The sequence below is a fragment of the Psychrobacter sp. ER1 genome, from assembly GCF_048631835.1.
Lineage (GTDB): Bacteria > Pseudomonadota > Gammaproteobacteria > Pseudomonadales > Moraxellaceae > Psychrobacter.
In genome coordinates this window covers 2,647,947-2,666,533 of the sequence record NZ_CP184640.1, presented here as the reverse complement: position 1 = coordinate 2,666,533, position 18,587 = coordinate 2,647,947, and the positions used below count along the sequence as shown (strand labels likewise).

The 18,587-nt window shown below is 42.8% G+C and carries 14 protein-coding genes and 2 pseudogenes; 13 read left to right on the top strand and 3 right to left on the bottom strand.

Going from position 1 to position 18,587, the window contains the following annotated elements; translation table 11 throughout:
• Positions 1–316: 316 nt before the first annotated feature.
• The 10 genes and pseudogenes from ACOBWA_RS12375 (at position 317) to lpxC (ending at position 12,066) form a co-directional block, all read left to right on the top strand.
• Entirely contained in the window at positions 317–1,015 is a 699-nt protein-coding gene (locus tag ACOBWA_RS12375) for a hypothetical protein (protein WP_420229522.1), read from the top strand.
• A gap of 62 nt (positions 1,016–1,077) precedes the next feature.
• Positions 1,078–1,793 (top strand): annotated as a pseudogene (gene pyrE / locus ACOBWA_RS12370) (orotate phosphoribosyltransferase).
• Between the two features lie 65 nt (positions 1,794–1,858).
• Positions 1,859–2,829 (top strand): annotated as a pseudogene (gene gshB / locus ACOBWA_RS12365) (glutathione synthase).
• Between the two features lie 296 nt (positions 2,830–3,125).
• A complete protein-coding gene (murG, locus tag ACOBWA_RS12360; protein WP_420229521.1) occupies positions 3,126–4,253 on the top strand; it encodes an undecaprenyldiphospho-muramoylpentapeptide beta-N-acetylglucosaminyltransferase in 1,128 nt (375 codons plus the stop codon).
• A 22-nt stretch (positions 4,254–4,275) separates the two neighbouring features.
• Entirely contained in the window at positions 4,276–5,715 is a 1,440-nt protein-coding gene (murC, locus tag ACOBWA_RS12355) for a UDP-N-acetylmuramate--L-alanine ligase (protein WP_420229520.1), read from the top strand.
• A 23-nt stretch (positions 5,716–5,738) separates the two neighbouring features.
• A complete protein-coding gene (locus ACOBWA_RS12350) occupies positions 5,739–6,731 on the top strand; it encodes a D-alanine--D-alanine ligase (protein WP_227684579.1) in 993 nt (330 codons plus the stop codon).
• A gap of 377 nt (positions 6,732–7,108) precedes the next feature.
• On the top strand, positions 7,109–7,897 hold the full coding sequence (locus tag ACOBWA_RS12345) for a cell division protein FtsQ/DivIB (protein WP_261869007.1): 789 nt from the start codon (positions 7,109–7,111) through the stop codon (positions 7,895–7,897).
• Positions 7,898–8,060: 163 nt separating this feature from the next.
• Positions 8,061–9,338, top strand: a complete 1,278-nt coding sequence (gene ftsA / locus ACOBWA_RS12340) for a cell division protein FtsA (protein WP_420229519.1) — start codon at positions 8,061–8,063, stop codon at positions 9,336–9,338.
• 280 nt (positions 9,339–9,618) lie between these two features.
• Positions 9,619–10,824, top strand: coding sequence for a cell division protein FtsZ (ftsZ, locus tag ACOBWA_RS12335; RefSeq protein ID WP_420229518.1), 1,206 nt, complete (start codon positions 9,619–9,621; stop codon positions 10,822–10,824).
• A 324-nt stretch (positions 10,825–11,148) separates the two neighbouring features.
• Positions 11,149–12,066, top strand: a complete 918-nt coding sequence (gene lpxC / locus ACOBWA_RS12330; protein ID WP_201605716.1) for a UDP-3-O-acyl-N-acetylglucosamine deacetylase — start codon at positions 11,149–11,151, stop codon at positions 12,064–12,066.
• 297 nt (positions 12,067–12,363) lie between these two features.
• Here lpxC and ACOBWA_RS12325 read toward each other — a convergent pair whose 3' ends face one another.
• A complete protein-coding gene (locus tag ACOBWA_RS12325; protein ID WP_201605714.1) occupies positions 12,364–12,879 on the bottom strand; it encodes a hypothetical protein in 516 nt (171 codons plus the stop codon).
• 249 nt (positions 12,880–13,128) lie between these two features.
• Here ACOBWA_RS12325 and ACOBWA_RS12320 point away from each other — a divergent pair, with 249 nt between their 5' ends.
• The gene (locus tag ACOBWA_RS12320) at positions 13,129–13,857 is read left to right on the top strand and encodes a CHAP domain-containing protein (RefSeq protein ID WP_420229517.1); all 729 of its coding nucleotides are present in this window, start codon (positions 13,129–13,131) and stop codon (positions 13,855–13,857) included.
• A gap of 154 nt (positions 13,858–14,011) precedes the next feature.
• On the opposite strand, the gene ACOBWA_RS12315 is transcribed toward ACOBWA_RS12320, so the two are convergent.
• Positions 14,012–14,785: a hypothetical protein gene (locus tag ACOBWA_RS12315; protein WP_420229516.1), complete on the bottom strand. Its 774-nt coding sequence runs from the start codon at positions 14,783–14,785 to the stop codon at positions 14,012–14,014.
• Between the two features lie 219 nt (positions 14,786–15,004).
• Positions 15,005–15,316 carry a YhbY family RNA-binding protein gene (locus ACOBWA_RS12310; protein WP_057761426.1) on the bottom strand — a complete coding sequence of 104 codons (312 nt, stop codon included), beginning with the start codon at positions 15,314–15,316 and terminating at the stop codon, positions 15,005–15,007.
• Between the two features lie 334 nt (positions 15,317–15,650).
• Here ACOBWA_RS12310 and ACOBWA_RS12305 point away from each other — a divergent pair, with 334 nt between their 5' ends.
• Both ACOBWA_RS12305 and ftsH read left to right on the top strand, forming a co-directional pair.
• A complete protein-coding gene (locus ACOBWA_RS12305; RefSeq protein ID WP_057761424.1) occupies positions 15,651–16,283 on the top strand; it encodes an RlmE family RNA methyltransferase in 633 nt (210 codons plus the stop codon).
• A gap of 401 nt (positions 16,284–16,684) precedes the next feature.
• Positions 16,685–18,580, top strand: a complete 1,896-nt coding sequence (gene ftsH, locus ACOBWA_RS12300; protein WP_057761422.1) for an ATP-dependent zinc metalloprotease FtsH — start codon at positions 16,685–16,687, stop codon at positions 18,578–18,580.
• Positions 18,581–18,587 lie beyond the last annotated feature (7 nt).

Below are 18,587 nucleotides of genomic sequence, written 5' to 3'. Positions count from 1 at the left end.
CTGATGACCGTTTGTCTCATGCTAATCTGGCAACAGAAGGCGGGCAGCTGGCAGAAGGTCACGTCCGAAAAAGGCTGAGCAATCGTCTATATTAGCTGATTCACAGCAACCTGCGATCGTACATCCTAACTTTGATCCCAAACAATCTCCTCTTGATCCTGCCAGACCATTAAGTGATATACCTGAGCCTGCTCGTCGCCTAAATGGTCAACTGCGCAGGCTTTATGGTAACTCTACGCGGTTCTATCAGCCCAATGCAGACAGCTTATCGAAGTGGTCGCTGATTGCTTCAGAAGCACTGGCTGAGCATTTATCATTGCTGAATGCGGCCCAGCTTATCGAATTGCCGGATAGCTTTTATCAGAATCATAGTGAGCAGCCACTAATATCGACATTATCGGATATGACGTTGTTAGATATGTCAGATATTCAACAGGCGATTCGCGCTTATCCAAAACTGAACCGTTACGGGTTTTTGCCTATTGATAGCGCTACAGGAGTTGAGTCAAACAACGATTCAGATGATGACTCAAATAATTACAGAAAGGCTGAGAAGCTTGTATTATCTATGCGCGCATTGACCAAACGTTATAATCCGGATGAGCTACTAAACAGTCTGTATGCCGACGATTGGCAAGTGATACTACAACCGCAGCAGTTTGAAACAGGCCAGGGCAGTTTGGCCACGGATATCATGGCATGTAGCGTGGCTGTCCATGCGCTAAAGCAGTGTAGTACCCGTAAGAGTATCAATCATAGTTATAGCGCCGCAGAAATTTGTCAGTATGTGCGTAGCTATTTGCTGAGTCAAATCGTTTGTGAGCCATCGCAGCGCCACGCATATCGTCAGATTCGACTATTTGCTGGTCATATTATTGTTGCCGCTTATCATTTGGGCTGGGAGATACAAGTCCGAGCAGATGGACAAAGCTATTTTAATATCTCGTCGCGTAGTGGTTTGCTGACTCGCTATGCCAATATGCAGGATTATGCGATCAATGGTTGGTCAAGCTGATCAATAATGCGTACAATAATGCAAATTTTTTGCCCCCTCTTTTTGCTGATAGGAATGTCATAATGTCTCATGTAACACGCCCTCAAGACCCTACATTTTCATCTCATCAATTTATTCAACTGGCTCTAGACAACCAAGTGCTTAAATTCGGTGAGTTTGTCCTAAAGTCTGGTCGTATCAGTCCGTACTTTTTTAATGCAGGTTTGCTTGCGACTGGTGAGATGTTGTCGTTACTAGCACGTGGTTATGCAGATGCCTTAGCTGAACAAATGAATACAGCAAATAATAGCGCTGATGCGCAAGAGCTGGTCATCTTTGGTGCGGCTTACAAAGGCATTCCTTTTGTCGCAGCGACGGCGCAAGCGTTATGGCTACATCATGGTATTAACGCCAAGTGGGGCTATAACCGTAAAGAAGCAAAAACTCACGGCGAAGGCGGCAATTTGGTCGGTGCTGACGTAAGTGGCAAGGCCGTTTGGGTGCTCGACGATGTCATCACAGCGGGTACAGCCATGCGCGAAGTGGTCGAGATTTTAGAGCAAGCAGGCGCAAGCGTTGCTGGTATTCTCGTCGCACTTGATCGTAAAGAAAAGGTCAAGCAGAGCACTCTGCTATTCAAGAGCTTGCCGCGACACTAGAAGTGCCCGTACGTGCATTGGTCGATATCGATGATTTGATCAGTTATTTAGCCGATGACAATGGTGCACAAAACGGCCAGCATAAAGACGCGACCCAGTTAGCCAAAATGCAACACTATCGTGAGCAGTACGGCGTATAGTTGGGCACTGATGTTGTTTAATAAGTTTATTTCATATTAATAATATAACGTAAGTGAGTCTTATCATGAGCCAACAAAAACAAGAAAAATCGCTAAAAATACTCGTTATTATGGATCCTATCGAGCGAGTCAATTATAAAAAGACACCAGTCTCGCTATGATGTGGGCCGCTCAAGACCGTGGCCATCAGCTCGGTTATTGTCAGATTCATGACCTGTGGTTGGACCGTGGTCAGTTGATGGTTGATACGCAGCCGCTTACAGTAAAGCGTGATCCTGCAGATTTCTATACATTGGGTGATAAAAGCACAGGGCCAGTCGGCGACTATGACGTGATTTTGATGCGCAAAGATCCACCGTTTGATATGCGCTTTATTTATGCCACTTATATGCTTGACCATGCCAAAGCAGCAGGCGTGCTCGTGGTCAATGATCCACAAGCGATTCGCGACTGCAATGAGAAGTTGTTTGCGACGTGGTTTAGCGATTATATGAGCCCAACGATTGTGACCAGCAAACAAGCACACATTCGTAAGTTTATCGCTGAACAGCAGGACGTCATCGTCAAGCCACTAGATGGTATGGGCGGCACTGGTATCTTTCGCTTAACCGCTGATAGCCCAAACATCGGAGTGACGTTAGAGATACTGACTGAGCTTGAAACTTTGCCTATCATGGCGCAGCGTTATTTGCCAGAGATTAAAGAAGGCGATAAGCGCGTATTAATCGTCGATGGAGTCGTGGTAGATTATAGTTTGGCCCGTATTCCAACCAAAGGCGAGACCCGTGGTAACCTAGCAGCTGGTGGTAGCGGTGTTGCCATGCCATTGACTGATATCGAACGCCAGGTAGCAGAAGTTGTGGCGCCAATTGTCAAAGAAAAAGGCCTAATGTTCGTTGGTCTAGATTTGATCGGTGGGCGTATCACTGAGATTAACGTTACTAGCCCAACATGCGTACGTGAGATTGATGACCAATGCGGTACAGATATCGCAACCGACTTTATCATGGCGATTGAGAATAAATTTACTGCGTAGCTTTCGCTATGTTCAGGAAAGTTTTGAGTTAAGGAGTATTTTGACTACGTAAAACCCGTATTTTGAGGTATTGTTAGTCATTAATTTTCCTTACCGTTTATTAGCATTACACGACGCCAAGCTATGACCGCTCATAGCTTGGATTTTTGTTATTTTTGCTGCATAAAGTACTGTATATAAGACAATGATTTCCTCTATACTATGCGGGCTTTGGCTAGGTCATTATTTTTCATAATTGTTACCGCCGCAGTGAGATAAACCCTTCATATAAATAAAGTAAAGATAGGCAGGCGTTCATGAAAACACCGCATATATTGATGATGGCAGCTGGTACGGGCGGGCATGTTTTTCCAGCGCTTGCAGTGAGCGACGAGTTGACCCAGCGCGGTGCGGTGATTCATTGGTTAGGAACGCCAAACGGTATGGAAAACGGTTTGGTTGAGCCAACAGGTTATCCTTTTCATGCTATTAATATGCAAGGACTTCGTGGCAAAGGCGTTGGTCGATTATTGAAGCTACCAATGACTCTGCTATCAGCGACGATGGCAGCAGTAAAAGTGATTCGTAGTAATCAGATTGACGTGGTCGTTGGGTTCGGTGGTTATGTCACTGCACCTGGCGGTATCGCTGCGCGTATGACTAATACGCCTTTGATTATCCATGAGCAAAATGCCATCGCTGGCATGAGCAACCGCTACTTATCTAAGCTGTCGACTAAGACATTACAAGCGTTCGAGAATACCTTTGCTAATAGTCAGCAAGATGCCAAGCTTGAGACAGTGGGCAATCCTGTGCGTAACGCCATTACTGGTGTTGCAGAGCCAACGGTACGCTACGACGTAAATGACAGTTCACTGCTTAAACTGTTGGTAGTCGGCGGTTCACTTGGCGCTCAGGTATTAAATGATACAGTACCAAAAGCGTTAGCATTACTAGATCAGCCATTTGAAGTCCTACACCAGTGTGGACGCAACAATGAAGCAGCCACGCAAGCGGCTTATAGCGAGCAAAATCTAAACAACCATCAGTTTACTGTACAGCCTTTTATTGATGATATGGCTGCAGCTTATAACTGGGCAGACATCATCGTTTGCCGAGCAGGTGCATTGACCGTGACGGAAATTCAAAACGTCGGCATCGCCGCTATTTTTGTACCGCTACCGCATGCAGTGGATGACCATCAGACGGCCAATGCGCGCACGTTGACCTCACATGATGCTGCAATTCTACTGCCACAGTCAGAGCTAACTGCCAAAAGTCTCAGTGACGAGCTTGGCGTACTCAATCGAGAGAAGTGCTTAGCGATGGCAAAAAAGGCCACGCATTGGCCAACCGTAGTGCGAGTAAGCAAGTTGCTGATATCATTTGGCAAGCGCTATAGTCTGTCATCTATACCCTCATTTGAATTTACTAAGTTTTATTGACCTTTAATAAAGAGAGATCCTTATGCCTACCTCTGCGAAAGCTCTACCTAAGCGTTTGATTGAAATACCAGAAATGCGCCGCATTCAGCATTTGCATTTCATCGGTATTGGTGGCTCAGGCATGTGCGGTATCGCTGAGGTGATGAACAATCAAGGCTATCAGGTCAGTGGTTCTGACATCGCAGAAAGCTTGGTGACTAAGCGTCTACAGCAGGTTGGTATTGAGATATCGATTGGCCATGACTCTAAAAACATTGCCAATGCCGATGTTATCGTTGTTTCATCAGCGATTGATCGTAGCAATCCTGAAGTAAAAGCAGCGCTTGAAGCTCGTCTGCCGGTAGTACGCCGCGCCGATATGCTTGGTGAGCTAATGCGCTATCGTCATGGCATCGCAGTTGCTGGCGCCCACGGTAAAACGACGACGACGAGTTTGCTCACCACGATGATGGCAGAAGGACAGCTAGATCCTACTTATGTCATCGGCGGTAAGTTAAATGCGTCAGGCAAAAATGCGGCATTGGGTAGCAGCCGTTTCTTGGTAGCAGAGGCTGATGAGTCTGATGCATCGTTCTTGTCATTGCATCCGATGGCCGCGATTGTGACCAACATCGACCAAGACCATATGGAAACCTACGAAAACAGCTTTGATAAATTAAAAGCCGCCTATATCCAGTTTCTACAAAACATGCCATTTTACGGTTTGGCAGTGGTCTGCGGTGACGACCCTGAGCTGTATGCAATGATCGATGATATCGGTCGTCCGGTATTGACCTTTGGTCTTGAGCCGTTCAATGATGTACAGGCTGTAGACTTGGTAACGGAAGGAACTAAAACTCACTTTACCGTATTGCGCCGTGACCGTGAGCCATTACGCCTGACGTTGAACATTCCTGGTACACATAACGTTTATAACGCGCTTGCTGCCATCACGATGGCGACTGACGAAGGCGTTGATGATGCAGCGATTGAGCGTGCCCTACAGAAATTTGAAGGCGTGGGCCGTCGTTTTGAGCAGCATGCCTCTGTCGATATCGATGATGGTAATGTCTTATTGATTGATGACTATGGTCATCATCCAAAAGAAGTCGATGCGACCATTAAAGCCGCACGCCAAAGCTTCCCTGATCGTCGTTTAGTGATGCTATTTCAGCCACATCGTTATAGCCGTACCCGTGATTGCTACGATGATTTTGTAGAAGTGCTATCAAGTGTTGATGAGCTATTATTATTAGATGTTTATTCAGCAGGTGAGAATCCGATTACGGGCGCTGATACCAAGTCACTAGCGCGTAGTATCCGTTTGCGCGGTGAAGTTGAACCGACTATTATTGATAAAGACAATCTAGCCCCTGTTATGCAGCGTTTATTAAAAGCCAACGACATGCTGATTACCCAAGGCGCTGGTAATGTCGGGCAGATTGCTATCGATTTGGCTGCCAATAACCTTTATATTAAGTAAGCTAAAATTTAGGGACGATCCTCATGACAACTGATAATAAAGACAATAATAGCACTCAAAATGCAGCTATCAATGATACATCTGTAGACACGACGACTCATGCAAAAGATGCCAGTCAATTTGGCAAAGTGGCTGTTATTTATGGTGGCAGTAGCAATGAGCGTAGCGTGTCTTTGGACAGTGGTGCGGCAGTATTGCAAGCGCTTCAAAACCAAGGCGTTGATGCCACTCACTTTGATCCAAAGCACCAAGACATCACTGAGCTACGCAAATATGACCGCGTGTTTAATGTGTTGCATGGTCGTGGCGGCGAAGATGGCTTGTTGCAAGGCGTATTACAGTGGTTTGATATACCGCAAACTGGTTCAGGGATTCTAGCGTCTGCACTAGGCATGGACAAAGTACGTACCAAGCAACTGTGGCAAGGTTGCGGCCTTTCAACTGCACCATTTTCATTATTGACGGCTGATACTGACTGGCAGCAAGTGGTTAACATGCTAGGTTTGCCACTTATCATTAAACCAGTTCATGAAGGTTCAAGTATTGGCATGACCAAGGTCAACCACCTTGACGAACTGCCTGCCGCTTATGCAACTGCAGTGGAATGTGGTGATGCGGTGATGGCTGAGCGTTGGATTACAGGTCGCGAATTTACGATTGTGATTATCGATGATGAAGCCTATCCAGTTATTCGCCTTGAGCCTGCTGACATTACTAACTTCTATGATTTTGAAGCTAAATATAATCGTAATGATACCAGTTATTACATCCCCTGTGGATTGAGCGCTGCTGACGAAAAGCACTTGCAAGATTTAAGCCTTGCAGCATTTCGTGCAGTAGATGCAAAAGGCTGGGGACGTATTGATGCCATGCAAGATGAAGCAGGCAATTTCTGGTTGCTTGAAATCAATACCGTACCAGGTATGACCAGTCACAGTTTGGTGCCGATGGCGGCCAAAGCTCGGGGACTAGATTTTGATGCACTATGCTGGCATATTTTGGCGCAAACGCTATAACTGTCAAATCAACTAAATTAAGCAGATAGTGACGACTCTTTGTGTCACTAGAGCTGCTATACCACAGCTTCATGTAAACTTGTGTAAATTCGCTGCTGCTAGTTGGTGTTTGGCTATTGTTTAACCATAAAATACGTTAATATTGTAAGAATAGGTCTATTTCAGTAATATTTATGTTGTTTTGTGAATACAACTGATAACTTATTCATAATTTAAGAAAAATGTTACGTTTAAATCAACGTAATCACTGTATATAAGCTATATTTTTAATAAAATTTGATAACATATCGACTTAATAAGCTTCTGCCAAAAATACGCAGATTTATATCAATAAATAGCATGATCAGTTTTATGCAAATATAGGGACAAAGGTCGTTATGGCTCAAACTGTCAACGAGGTAACTGACTTGATGAGTGATAAAGCCGGTCGCCCAAAATCTAAGATCCAAATACCGGCAACGGTAAAGTATCTATTTATGGTACTGGTCTTAGGTTTGCTAGTGCTAATATTAATGATGGGCGGCAAAGCGTTACGTGATGCGCCGCCCGCAAATATTTATGTCAGTAATCAAGGTTTGTCTGCTGCTCAATATCGCTCATTACAAGATGTGATGGAACAACAGCAAGTAAGTAGCTTCTTTACTTCTGATTTGCAAGCATTGCGCGACATCACGATGGGCTTAGCTTGGGTAGACCAAGTGAGTATCTCTCGTGATTGGCAACGTGGCATCGTCGTCAACGCATTACCCAAGCAAGCAGTTGCTAATTTTGGTACAGAACGTTTGGTCGATGCAAAAGGTGCTGTGTTTGTTCCTGCTGATAGTAGAGATTTAACACAAGAGCGTTTTGCGACCCTACAAGGCGAGATGTCTCAAGCGCCAGTTATTATGCAACAGATGCAGCAGGTCAATGATTGGTATGCACCGCTTGGTATGCAGGTCGAAGATATCATTCTGTCACCGAGAATGACTTGGCTAATCCGCTTTGACAATGGGCTACGTGTGATTGTAGACAATGAAAATACGGCGCAAAAACTACTGAATTTAAGCCAACTGCTTGGCAATCAGTTAAGTACGCGTCGAGATGAAATGCAGTCTGTAGATTTACGATACAAAAATGGCTTTACCATTGCTTGGAACGTGACACAGAGTGCTGAAGCAGAATAGCCTAAGTAAGTACTACATCTATGCATAACCGATGTGAGCTAATAGGGCTTATTTAGTTTGAAGAAAATATATACAACATCATAGCGTATTAGTAACGCTTTTTTAATGATTTAATAGAAGAGCATCACTTGATCTTCTATTTAGCGATAATTTGTCTGGTACCATGAAAAATAATGAAAATCTGGTTGTTGTCCATCTAAGTGCCACGGCAGTATATGTCGTCATAGGCAATGTTGTCTCTGCAAAAGACATTCGTATTTTGGGTGTAGGACAAGTTAAAAACAGCGATTTTTATCAAGGTCAAATAAAGCACCGTGAACGTCTGCAAGGTGCTATTAAGCAAGCCATTCAAGAAGCAGAAGACACCGCTAATTGTCGTGTGCATAGTGTCTGGTTAACGCTTGCGACACCCGAGCTATCTAGCAAAAACAGTGCTGGAGAGGTCAAAGTAGAAGATGAAGTTGTACGTGCCCAAGATATGGTACAAGCATTGGCTAATGCAAAGTCGCGTGATTTATCATCTGACTATTATTTGATGCATTGCTGTCAGCAAGGTATCTATGTCGATGAGCAAGACTTTATGGTGGATGATGTCATCGAGATGATGGCACACAATATCACCGTGATGTACCACATGATGATGATGCCTGTTGCCAGCCGTCAGAATATCCAAAAGCTATTGCAAAGTTGTGACGTCGGCATTGATCATATTGTTTTCGATGCAGTGACCAGCGCTGAGTATAGTTTGATGACTGAGGAACGTCAGCAAGGCGTTTGCTTAGTAGATATTGGTGCTAGTACGACCAGCATTTGTGTGTATAAAGAGAATAAGTTGATTTTTACACATTGTATAGCAACAGGCAGTCATGAAGTGACAATGGATATTTCAGCTGATTTTGGTATTTCCATGATTGAAGCTGAAAAGCTGAAGAAGTCTCATGGTACAGCTGATGTCAATAGTGTCGATCCAAGCGCCTTCTTTTTGTTCAAGCCTCAAGGATCGGGCGACGAAATAAATATTGGTATCTATAACCTAGCACGCATCATTGAAGCTCGTTACGTTCAGATATTTACTGAAGTAGCGCGTCAACTACACGAAGCAGGTTTGATAGGCTATATCGATAAAGGGATTGTGTTGACTGGCGGCGGTAGTACGATTAAAGGTATGATACCCTTTGCCAAAAAGCTACTAAAAATGCCTGTCGTACTGACCAATACTCATCCTGCTATCAGTGCTTATAATCATTTTGATAATGATGAGTCGTTTAAGCTATTAAATAGTCAAGTGAATGACCGTGTTTATCAGACGGCTTTTGGCACATTGTTATATAGTCAGAGCGAGCAATTCCGCCGTAGCGAAAAAGTGAACCTGAAGCGATTCAAAACAATCGAGTATCAGGCGTATTTCGGAGTGCGGGTCAACGGTTTGCAAATGTTTTAAAGAAAATACTATAGATTCGTTTAACCTCATATCTAGAGCATCCATACATTATGGAATGTCTCTAAGTTAGTTAAGCAAGAAAATAAAGTAATATTGCGAATAAATTCGTTTTAAAAATAAAGTATTAAGTAATAATGACATATTATTGTCTATACTGATCGATTTTAGCCATACCCTGTTTTATTTAAATACATTTATATATAGTATGTCAATAGCGCGCCACATGAGTGCGTTACTATGTATCGACTTACACGCTATCTGCAACTGGAGAATCTTTTTTATGTCAAAATACACCATGCCAGATGATAATCAGCTTCAAAACAATGGCCAAGCAAGCTTCACTGTATTCGGTGTTGGTGGTGGCGGCGGTAATGCAGTTGAACATATGGTACAGCAAGGCATCAGAGGTGTAACGTTCGTTTGTGCCAATACAGATAAACAAGCGCTAGATCGTCTTACTGCACCGCACAAACTGCAATTAGGTGCAAAAACGAACCGTGGTCTAGGGGCAGGCGCAAATCCAGAAGTGGGTCGTGAAGCAGCAGAGAGCGAAGAAGAAGCGATTCGCGCATTGCTTGAGCACTCGGATATGGTATTTATCACTGCTGGTATGGGTGGCGGTACTGGTACAGGCGCAGCGCCAGTTGTTGCTCGTATTGCTAAAGAAATGGAAGTGCTGACCGTTGCGGTTGTGACCACGCCATTCAAATTCGAAGGTGGTAAGCGTATCAAAGCTGCTAAAGCAGGTATTGAGCAGCTGACTAACTTTGTCGACTCAATTATCACGATTCCAAATGATAAATTAATGAGTGTATACGGCAACATTTCTATGCAAGATGCTTTCAAAAAAGCGGATGATGTATTGCTGCATGCTGTTCAAGGTATTGCAGAAACCATCGCTAGCGAAGGTATGATCAATATTGACTTTAACGATATCCGTACGGCGATGACTGCGAAAGGTCATGCGATGATGGGTATTGGCCGTGCCAGCGGTGACGATCGTGCGCGCCAAGCGACTGAAAAAGCCATCAGATCACCACTACTTGATGATTTGCGTTTAGAAAATGCAAAAGGCCTACTCGTTAACGTTATTTCTTCAGAGTCATTGTCACTAGATGAAATGAGTAAAATCAGTGCAATAGTCGAAGAAATTACTGATATTGATGACGCTCACATTTTCTACGGTTCTGTAATTGATGAAAAAATGGGTGACGACTTACATGTAACCGTCATCGCAACTGGCTTAACGTTAGATGAAAATGCAGGCCAAGAGCCAGAAGTAGTCGAGCAGCCAGTACCTTCTGTTAATAGCACGCAACCTGTCGATCCTAACGTGCATACCAGCGCTTTAAATAGTCAGAAGCAGTCACAAGCTCAGCAGTATCAAGATAGCGTTGCACGTCCTAGCGCAAGTGTACCTCAAGAGCAGCCTAAGACTAAAACAAACAGTATCCAAGACTATTTAAAGCGCCAACAGAATAAATAGTACTTCTAATTTACTGTAAGTAAGAAAAAGCCAGCGTTTTAATGCTGGCTTTTTTGTGTTTAAACAAAGGTGAACCGTTTTCTATAAGAAAAATTATGACAGTTTTCTATGTAATCTATATGTATATGGCTGTCGAAACTTATATGAGTCTCGTTGTTTTATAGCATTAGATAGGCCATATAAAGTAAAAATCAGTGATAGAAAGTTGACGATAAGTGTTATCAATCAAGGAGATAAGAAAATTAGCGCTTTTTATATATAGCGAATAAGGGGTCGGTAATGGTACACTATGTCAATTGTAACAAAATATGTGAGAAGACAACCATGAACCAAAGAACCATAAAAACAGCAATAGCCGTTACGGGTACTGGTCTACATAGTGGTCAGCCTGTTGACTTAGAGTTTCATCCACAGCCTATTGACACTGGTATTGTTTTCGAGCGCTCTGATATAGAAGGTAGTCAACCAATTCCAGCGAGTGCGTTTTTAGTACAAGACACGATGATGTCATCGAATTTAGTGTTTGGTGGTACGCGCGTGGGCACCGTTGAGCATCTGCTTAGTGCCATCGCTGGTCTAGGCGTGGATAACCTATTGATTCGTGTCTCTGCTTCAGAGATACCAATCATGGATGGTAGTGCTGCGCCTTTTGTTGCGCTCTTACTTGATGCAGGATTTTGTGAGCAAGAAGCGGCCAAGAAATTTATTAAAATTATACGTCCAGTACGAGTGAAGCTAGAAGATAAATGGGCAGAGCTACGTCCTTATGAAGGGTACGAATTAAATTTCGAAATTGATTTTGATCATCCTGCGTTTGATAAGAACTTTCAGCATGCACAGTTGCAGTTCTCTACACAGAACTTCATCGAACAATTAAGCACTGCGCGTACTTTTGGATTTTTACGTGATATAGAGGCGCTACGTCAAAACAACCTAGCATTAGGTGGTAGTATGGAAAATGCCATCGTTATCGATGATGCCAACATACTCAATGCCGAAGGCCTACGTTTTAACGATGAGTTTGTCCGTCATAAAATTTTAGATGCTTTGGGAGATTTGCATCTGATTGGCTACCCAATTTTAGGTCGTTTTAACGCCTATAAGTCTGGTCATGCTCTAAATAATTTATTGGTACGTGAAATACTGTCTGATGAAGATAACTTTGAAATTGTAACTTTTGATGACAATGTAACCTGTCCTATCGAGTATTTACCACTCAACGATTTGGTTATTGAAGGATAAATACAGGAATATACAGGAAGTATCGAAACATTTACGCAATATTACATAGACGGCTCATAATTACATTTATATAATATTCTATATTTTGAATATATTGTCTATATGAATATATGAATTTTCCGTTAAGGCATATAATACAAAAGATGTAGATGATTTTTAAGTCCTTCATCGGTTATATCCATAATCTGGATGTAACCGATGAAGGATTTTTTTGTCCAATGCATTACAAAAATCCATCTTTATCAATGCCATCATCTGCTCTTATTTACATAACTTTACATTTAACGGTCGGTATTTTTAATGATTAATCAAACGCAAAAGGGCTTTTTTGAGATTCTCATCAGTGGTGACATGCTCTGCGGCCTGTGATATAGTCCGTTTTGTGTTCTGGCTAAGCGCCTGATTTTCATTGGCTTTACGAGAATTTGGCAAGTGCAGTGATGATGTCAATGATTGTTTAGATGAATAATTATCGGCAGAGCTTTTAGCCACAACGACGCGAATTTGCTTGAGTTGTTTAAATGTAATTGACTGCTCTGTTAGTATTTGCAAATACGAGCTATGTAAATAGCGAATATGATTTGCTGCTGTCATTGAGCTAACACTTAATATCAACTGCTCAGGTGTTAAGCCTACAACCCAACAGGTGTTGAGTATTTCTTCAGGTAGACAGTCTACCAATAGCTCTTTTATCTCGTTGGTTGCTTCTATATATAGTCGCATGTTGTTAGCAAGGGTTTGAGGTAGCGCGCTACCGGCAAATGCTTGATGATCTATAAGCTGGGCAAGCCGATTAGGTTGTTTCTTTGACATCGTAAGTACTCATCTAATAGGTGACAAACTCGATACTCATAACAGACATGCTAAAAGCAGTATATAGCAGATGGATTATAAGATAGTTGACTAGGTGGGAGGTACTACTGGCACTAGTCACTATTTGAAAAGAATGAACCGTTGTAATAGGGATTTTATCACGTCTATTTGATGATTATATCCTCTAAATTAATTGATGCTTCGTTATGGATGACGAGCAGACTTGTATTAACAATAGGTAGTAAATTTATGAAACAAGCTTTATTAATTTTGTCAGTATTGGGAATGGGTATCGCACAGGCGAGTGGTGCTGCCGAAACAACCTTTCAACCAAATAATACCTTGAGTCATACCATCACAAATATTTCTACTTCTGCGAACTATGGTTCTAGTCGCAACATCTACAGCACTAACAGTGGTGCTCATGTATATAGCAACGATGAGATCAGTCAAGCAATTGACAATCTAAGCGCTCATGCTAAGCAAAAAGAATATCAGCTCGCTTCACTTACTAGCCGCTTATCATACGAGCAGCGTCAGCGGCAAGCAAGTCGTATCCCTGATAGTAATTCTGCACCTGCTATTGCTGCAGCACGCGCATCACGAGTGGCTTTGTCTAGAAGCTCTGGTTATTGTGCCCGTTATGTACGAAAAGCACTACAGTCAGCAGGTTACGAATTTACGCCTAACCCTTCAGCCTATCAGTACGCCTCTCGTGGCACGCTAGCCCAAGCCGGCTTTACCAAGATCAGTAACGACATGGCACCACAAGTTGGTGATGTCGTTGTCTATAACCGCACGTCAAGCCGTCCACATGGCCATATCCAGATTTTTGATGGCAATGACTGGGTATCTGATTTCCGTCAAAACAGCATTAGCCCTTATAGCGGTACATACAGCTATACGACATGGCGTGATTCGCAGTATGTTGATGATGCATCAGATCGTGGTATCTACCTTGCGATGGCTGACAAATAAACATCGGTTAAATGAAGTAAGCATCAGTTAAATAGAACTAAGGTTTTCTCCAAACTCAGTAATGCTCTTTACGACATTACTGGGTTTTTTTGTGCTTTGAATAATTATATCTAAGAATCGCTGTATTTAAATGAGTTCAGCTCATATAAACAAATCAAAGCTCAAATTTTGGCCAATAGTCGCGATTGTGAAAATCAGGCGGGAAGGCATGGCCCGAGGCAAAGTATAAGTCAGTTTTGCCAAACCATAAGATGACACAAGGATGTATTTGCTCGATCCTCATGTTTGCAATAGCGTATTGTTGATTCGGTAGCTGCGTTATAGGTAGGCTAAAGCTGCGCTCATAATGAGCAGGTGTCTGCACTGCCGTTAAAGTGCTAGATAGTAGGCTTGCTACTGTTAAGGATGTCAAATCCTTATGGTTATTCCAACCAATAGATACGCGCGTGGTTCCATCGGTCTCGTACAACGGTGCAGGCGGTAGTACCGCAGGGTTACGATAGCTCACAAATTGATAAAGTGCGTAACGACCATCAGGGTTAGCATTAATCTCTATATAAGCGGTTGCTTGCTGAAATGGTATCTTGTGAGGTTCTGTCTGGTCAGATGCTACGACATCTTCACTATTAACCTTACTACCATCAATCTCACTGCCAGCAATAAAACATTCAAGGCAGGTTTCTTCCCATAGGTAGTTAGTGAAACTTACTTGGGTTTTTTGCCATGTTGGCCAATTGAGTTGGTTTGCTAAAGTTTGGCTAGGCAGAGTCACTTGATAGGTTAGCACCAGTTGCAAAGCTGGTTGCTGGATGATCTCTGCACTTACTTCGATAGAGATATTCTCAAGCGCTTCTATAGATACACCTAATTCCTGAGCGTCTTTCGCTATCGTCTCGGTGGCTAGACGGAGGTTAAAAGCTTGTTTCATTATGGGTACATCTCGACGGTAATAATAAAGAGGTAAAAGTAAGAATAGAAGTTGTACTGATTAAGGGCTCTAATACTATATGGTAAGTATAACCGAGACTATCGGAAAACATAAAAGCCGCGAGCAAGAAGCGTCGCGGCCTTTGTATTTCATTATCGTTTGGCTATGATATAAGTGAACATAAAAGCCAGTCACTTAATGCCAGTCTATCATGACATATTACTGTGCGTGACGTGCTAGGTTAGACAGTTTTGGGTTGGCATTTGGGTTTTTACGTAGTAATAATGCCATACGACCAATAGAGTGAACCAAAGACGCATTAGCCGCTTTAGCAAGTTCAGCGCCAACGATGTCACGCTCTTCTTTCGTGCCAGCAGGCAATTTCACTTTGATAAGCTCATGATCTGTTAGCGCGCGATCAATCTCTTCAGTGATGGTTGGAGTAATACCCTTGTTGCCGATCATAACGATAGGCTTTAGCTCGTGACCGATGCCTTTTAGACGTTTGATGGTAGCGTTATCGAGTTGCATAGAATTCCTAGGTGTTGGTAAAAATAAAAATGGTACTGTCAAAAACAGTTATTGATCATTATAGATAATCTGTGACCATCTTGCATGAGATCAGCAGGATTTTGCACGATTTTACGTGACGAAAATGTTAAACTGAATGTTTGGTACATTATAAACGCTACTGCCTTATAAAACAGTTATTTAACCAATAGAATTTGGTCAGTTTGCAACTAACCATGAATAAAAAATCTGATTAACATCGTATTTAGAATAATCCGCAACGGATTAATATCAGTTTGTAAGTGATAGAGCAATTAAAGCAGCTAGATTTAGCAAAGCAATAGGAGCAGGTATTTTGGCCACGCGTATCGAAAACAAAAAACTATCAAAGAGCAGCAGTGCTTGGATGAAAGAGCATATTGACGATCATTATGTGCAAAAAGCTCAAAAAGATGGCTACCGTGCCCGTGCCGCTTATAAATTATTAGAGATTAATGAAAAAACCAACCTAATCAAAAAAGGCATGACGGTCGTGGACTTGGGCAGTGCGCCTGGTAGCTGGTCACAAGTCGCTGGTCGATTGGTAGGTGACGATGGTATCTTGATTGCCTCTGATATTTTGGCCATGGATACCTTGCCTGATGTGACCTTTATTCAGGGCGATTTTCGTGAAGCTGAAGTGTTTGATGCCATTATGGCAGAAGTGGGTGATAGACAAGTCGACGTGGTATTGTCTGACATGGCACCCAATACTGCGGGAAATAGCGCTATCGATCAGCCACGTATGATGTACTTATGTGAGCTAGCAGTAGACTTCGCGCTCGCAACCTTACCAGAAGGTGGCGCACTTATTATGAAAGTGTTTCAAGGTGAGGGTACACAAGAATTACGCAAGCAGATGCAGCAGGATTTTAGTAAGATTCGTAGTATAAAGCCAGGTGCGTCACGACCACGCTCAAAAGAGATGTTTTGGATAGCGATTAAATAGTTTTAACATCAATAGGTTGCTGCTCTTGTAAGCGTGAGGGTAAACCACCATAAAGTGTTATTATCGCGATATAAAAGCTGCGTCAATTGTTAAATGAATAATCGTGAAACCTGCTTGAATTATGCGGGTTAGCACCACATATCATGGTATATTACCTTTGTTTTTAGCATACGTTTTAGGCAAAGTCGTCTGATAATAAGCGTTTTACAAGCTCAGTGATCGTATATCTATGTTTATCTCATAATGATTATTTATAAAAACAATTTTTAGGCTACCTATAAATCATATAAGTTTAATTTAGCAGTTTTTTATTATCAGGATATTCGTTAAAAATGAGCAATACGTTTATAGACGTCACGTGTTTAATAAACACACCAATAAGTAAGGGATGGGAATAACTAGTGAGCGACATGGTAAAAAATACCTTATTGTGGCTGGTGGTAATCGGCGTTTTGGTGCTGGTGTTTAGCGGCTTTGATCAATCCTCTGAGCCGGATAACCTTAACTACTCTGAGTTTGTGACCGCAGTGTCAGAGAACCAAGTAGCCAGTGTCGAGATCGACGGCGAACAGATCACCGGCGAAAAGAAAAATGGCTCATCTTTTGAGACCATTAGACCAGCTGTGTCAGATGACCAGCTCATGCCAATGCTACGTGAGAACCAAGTCGAAGTTCAAGGAACTGCACCGAAGCGCCAAAGCGTATTAATGCAATTACTGATAGCCAGCTTCCCAATTCTATTGATTATTGGTCTGTTCTTATTCTTTATGCGTAACATGCAGGGCGGCGCTGGCGGTAAAGGCGGCGGCCCAATGAGCTTTGGTAAATCGAAAGCAAAAATGCTAACTGAAGATCAAATCAACGTTAACTTCGAAGATGTGGCTGGTTGTGAAGAAGCCAAAGAAGAAGTCGTTGAAGTGGTTGAGTTCTTACGTGATCCAGACAAATTTACCAAACTGGGTGCAACGATTCCTCGTGGTATCTTGATGGTAGGTCCTCCAGGTACGGGTAAAACCTTGCTAGCGAGAGCTATTGCTGGTGAAGCTAAAGTGCCGTTCTTCTCAATTTCAGGTTCTGATTTTGTTGAGATGTTTGTCGGTGTTGGTGCATCACGTGTCCGTGATATGTTCGAACAAGCAAAGAAAAGTGCGCCTTGTATCATCTTTATTGATGAGATTGATGCAGTTGGTCGTCATCGTGGTTCCGGTATGGGCGGCGGTAACGATGAACGCGAGCAGACATTGAACCAATTATTGGTTGAGATGGATGGTTTTGAAGGTAATGAAGGCGTTATCGTCATTGCCGCAACCAACCGTGCTGACGTGCTTGATAAAGCATTATTGCGTCCAGGTCGTTTTGACCGTCAGGTACAAGTAGGCTTGCCGGATATCAAAGGCCGTGAACAAATCCTAAAAGTTCATTTGAAGAAACTGCCGAATACAATCAGTGTAGATGCCAGTTCTCTTGCTCGTGGTACGCCTGGATTTAGTGGTGCACAGCTTGCTAACCTTGTAAACGAAGCTGCATTGTTCGCCGCGCGTCGTAACAAGACTAGCGTCGATATGAATGACTTTGAAGATGCGAAGGATAAGCTATATATGGGTCCTGAACGCAAATCCATGGTCATCCGCGAAGAAGAACGCCGTGCCACTGCTTATCACGAAGCGGGTCATGCGTTAGTAGCTGAGCTATTGCCAGGTACAGATCCTGTGCATAAAGTCACTATTATGCCGCGTGGCTTTGCACTTGGTGTCACTTGGCAGTTGCCTGAGCATGATCAAACCAGTATGTATAAGTCGAAAATGCTGAGCGACATTGCTATTTTGTTTGGTGGTCGTATCGCTGAAGAAGTGTTTATTAATCAGATGTCGACGGGCGCTTCGAACGACTTTGAACGTGCTACCAAAATGGCACGTGCAATGGTCACGAAGTACGGTATGTCTGATGCACTCGGTATCATGGTGTACGAAGATGACGACAACTCGCAAGGATATTTCGGTGGTGGTGGTCGTACTATCTCTGAAGCTACTCAGCAGAAGGTCGATGAAGAAGTGCGTCGTATGCTAGAAGAGCAGTATGATATTGCTCGTGAATTGATTGAAGCCAACCAAGACAAAATGCATGCGATGGTTGATGCGCTTATGAACTGGGAAACCATTGATCGTGACCAACTGCAAGATATTCTAGCAGGTGAAGAGCCACGTCCACCTAGAGTTTACCAGCATAACGAAGTAAACTTATCAAAAAATGACGTTAAAACAACTGGTGCTACACCGCCACCATTACCAGCGATGTAAGTGCTAG

Bases quoted from the DNA above. Each gene is read 5' to 3' on its own strand.
- murG (WP_420229521.1), top strand. From the start codon at position 3,126: ATGAAAACACCGCATATATTGATGATGGCAGCTGGTACGGGCGGGCAT.
- murC (WP_420229520.1), top strand. From the start codon at position 4,276: ATGCCTACCTCTGCGAAAGCTCTACCTAAGCGTTTGATTGAAATACCA.
- ACOBWA_RS12350 (WP_227684579.1), top strand. From the start codon at position 5,739: ATGACAACTGATAATAAAGACAATAATAGCACTCAAAATGCAGCTATC.
- ACOBWA_RS12345 (WP_261869007.1), top strand. From the start codon at position 7,109: ATGGCTCAAACTGTCAACGAGGTAACTGACTTGATGAGTGATAAAGCC.
- ftsA (WP_420229519.1), top strand. From the start codon at position 8,061: ATGAAAAATAATGAAAATCTGGTTGTTGTCCATCTAAGTGCCACGGCA.
- ftsZ (WP_420229518.1), top strand. From the start codon at position 9,619: ATGTCAAAATACACCATGCCAGATGATAATCAGCTTCAAAACAATGGC.
- lpxC (WP_201605716.1), top strand. From the start codon at position 11,149: ATGAACCAAAGAACCATAAAAACAGCAATAGCCGTTACGGGTACTGGT.
- ACOBWA_RS12325 (WP_201605714.1), bottom strand. From the start codon at position 12,879: ATGTCAAAGAAACAACCTAATCGGCTTGCCCAGCTTATAGATCATCAA.
- ACOBWA_RS12320 (WP_420229517.1), top strand. From the start codon at position 13,129: ATGAAACAAGCTTTATTAATTTTGTCAGTATTGGGAATGGGTATCGCA.
- ACOBWA_RS12315 (WP_420229516.1), bottom strand. From the start codon at position 14,785: ATGAAACAAGCTTTTAACCTCCGTCTAGCCACCGAGACGATAGCGAAA.
- ACOBWA_RS12310 (WP_057761426.1), bottom strand. From the start codon at position 15,316: ATGCAACTCGATAACGCTACCATCAAACGTCTAAAAGGCATCGGTCAC.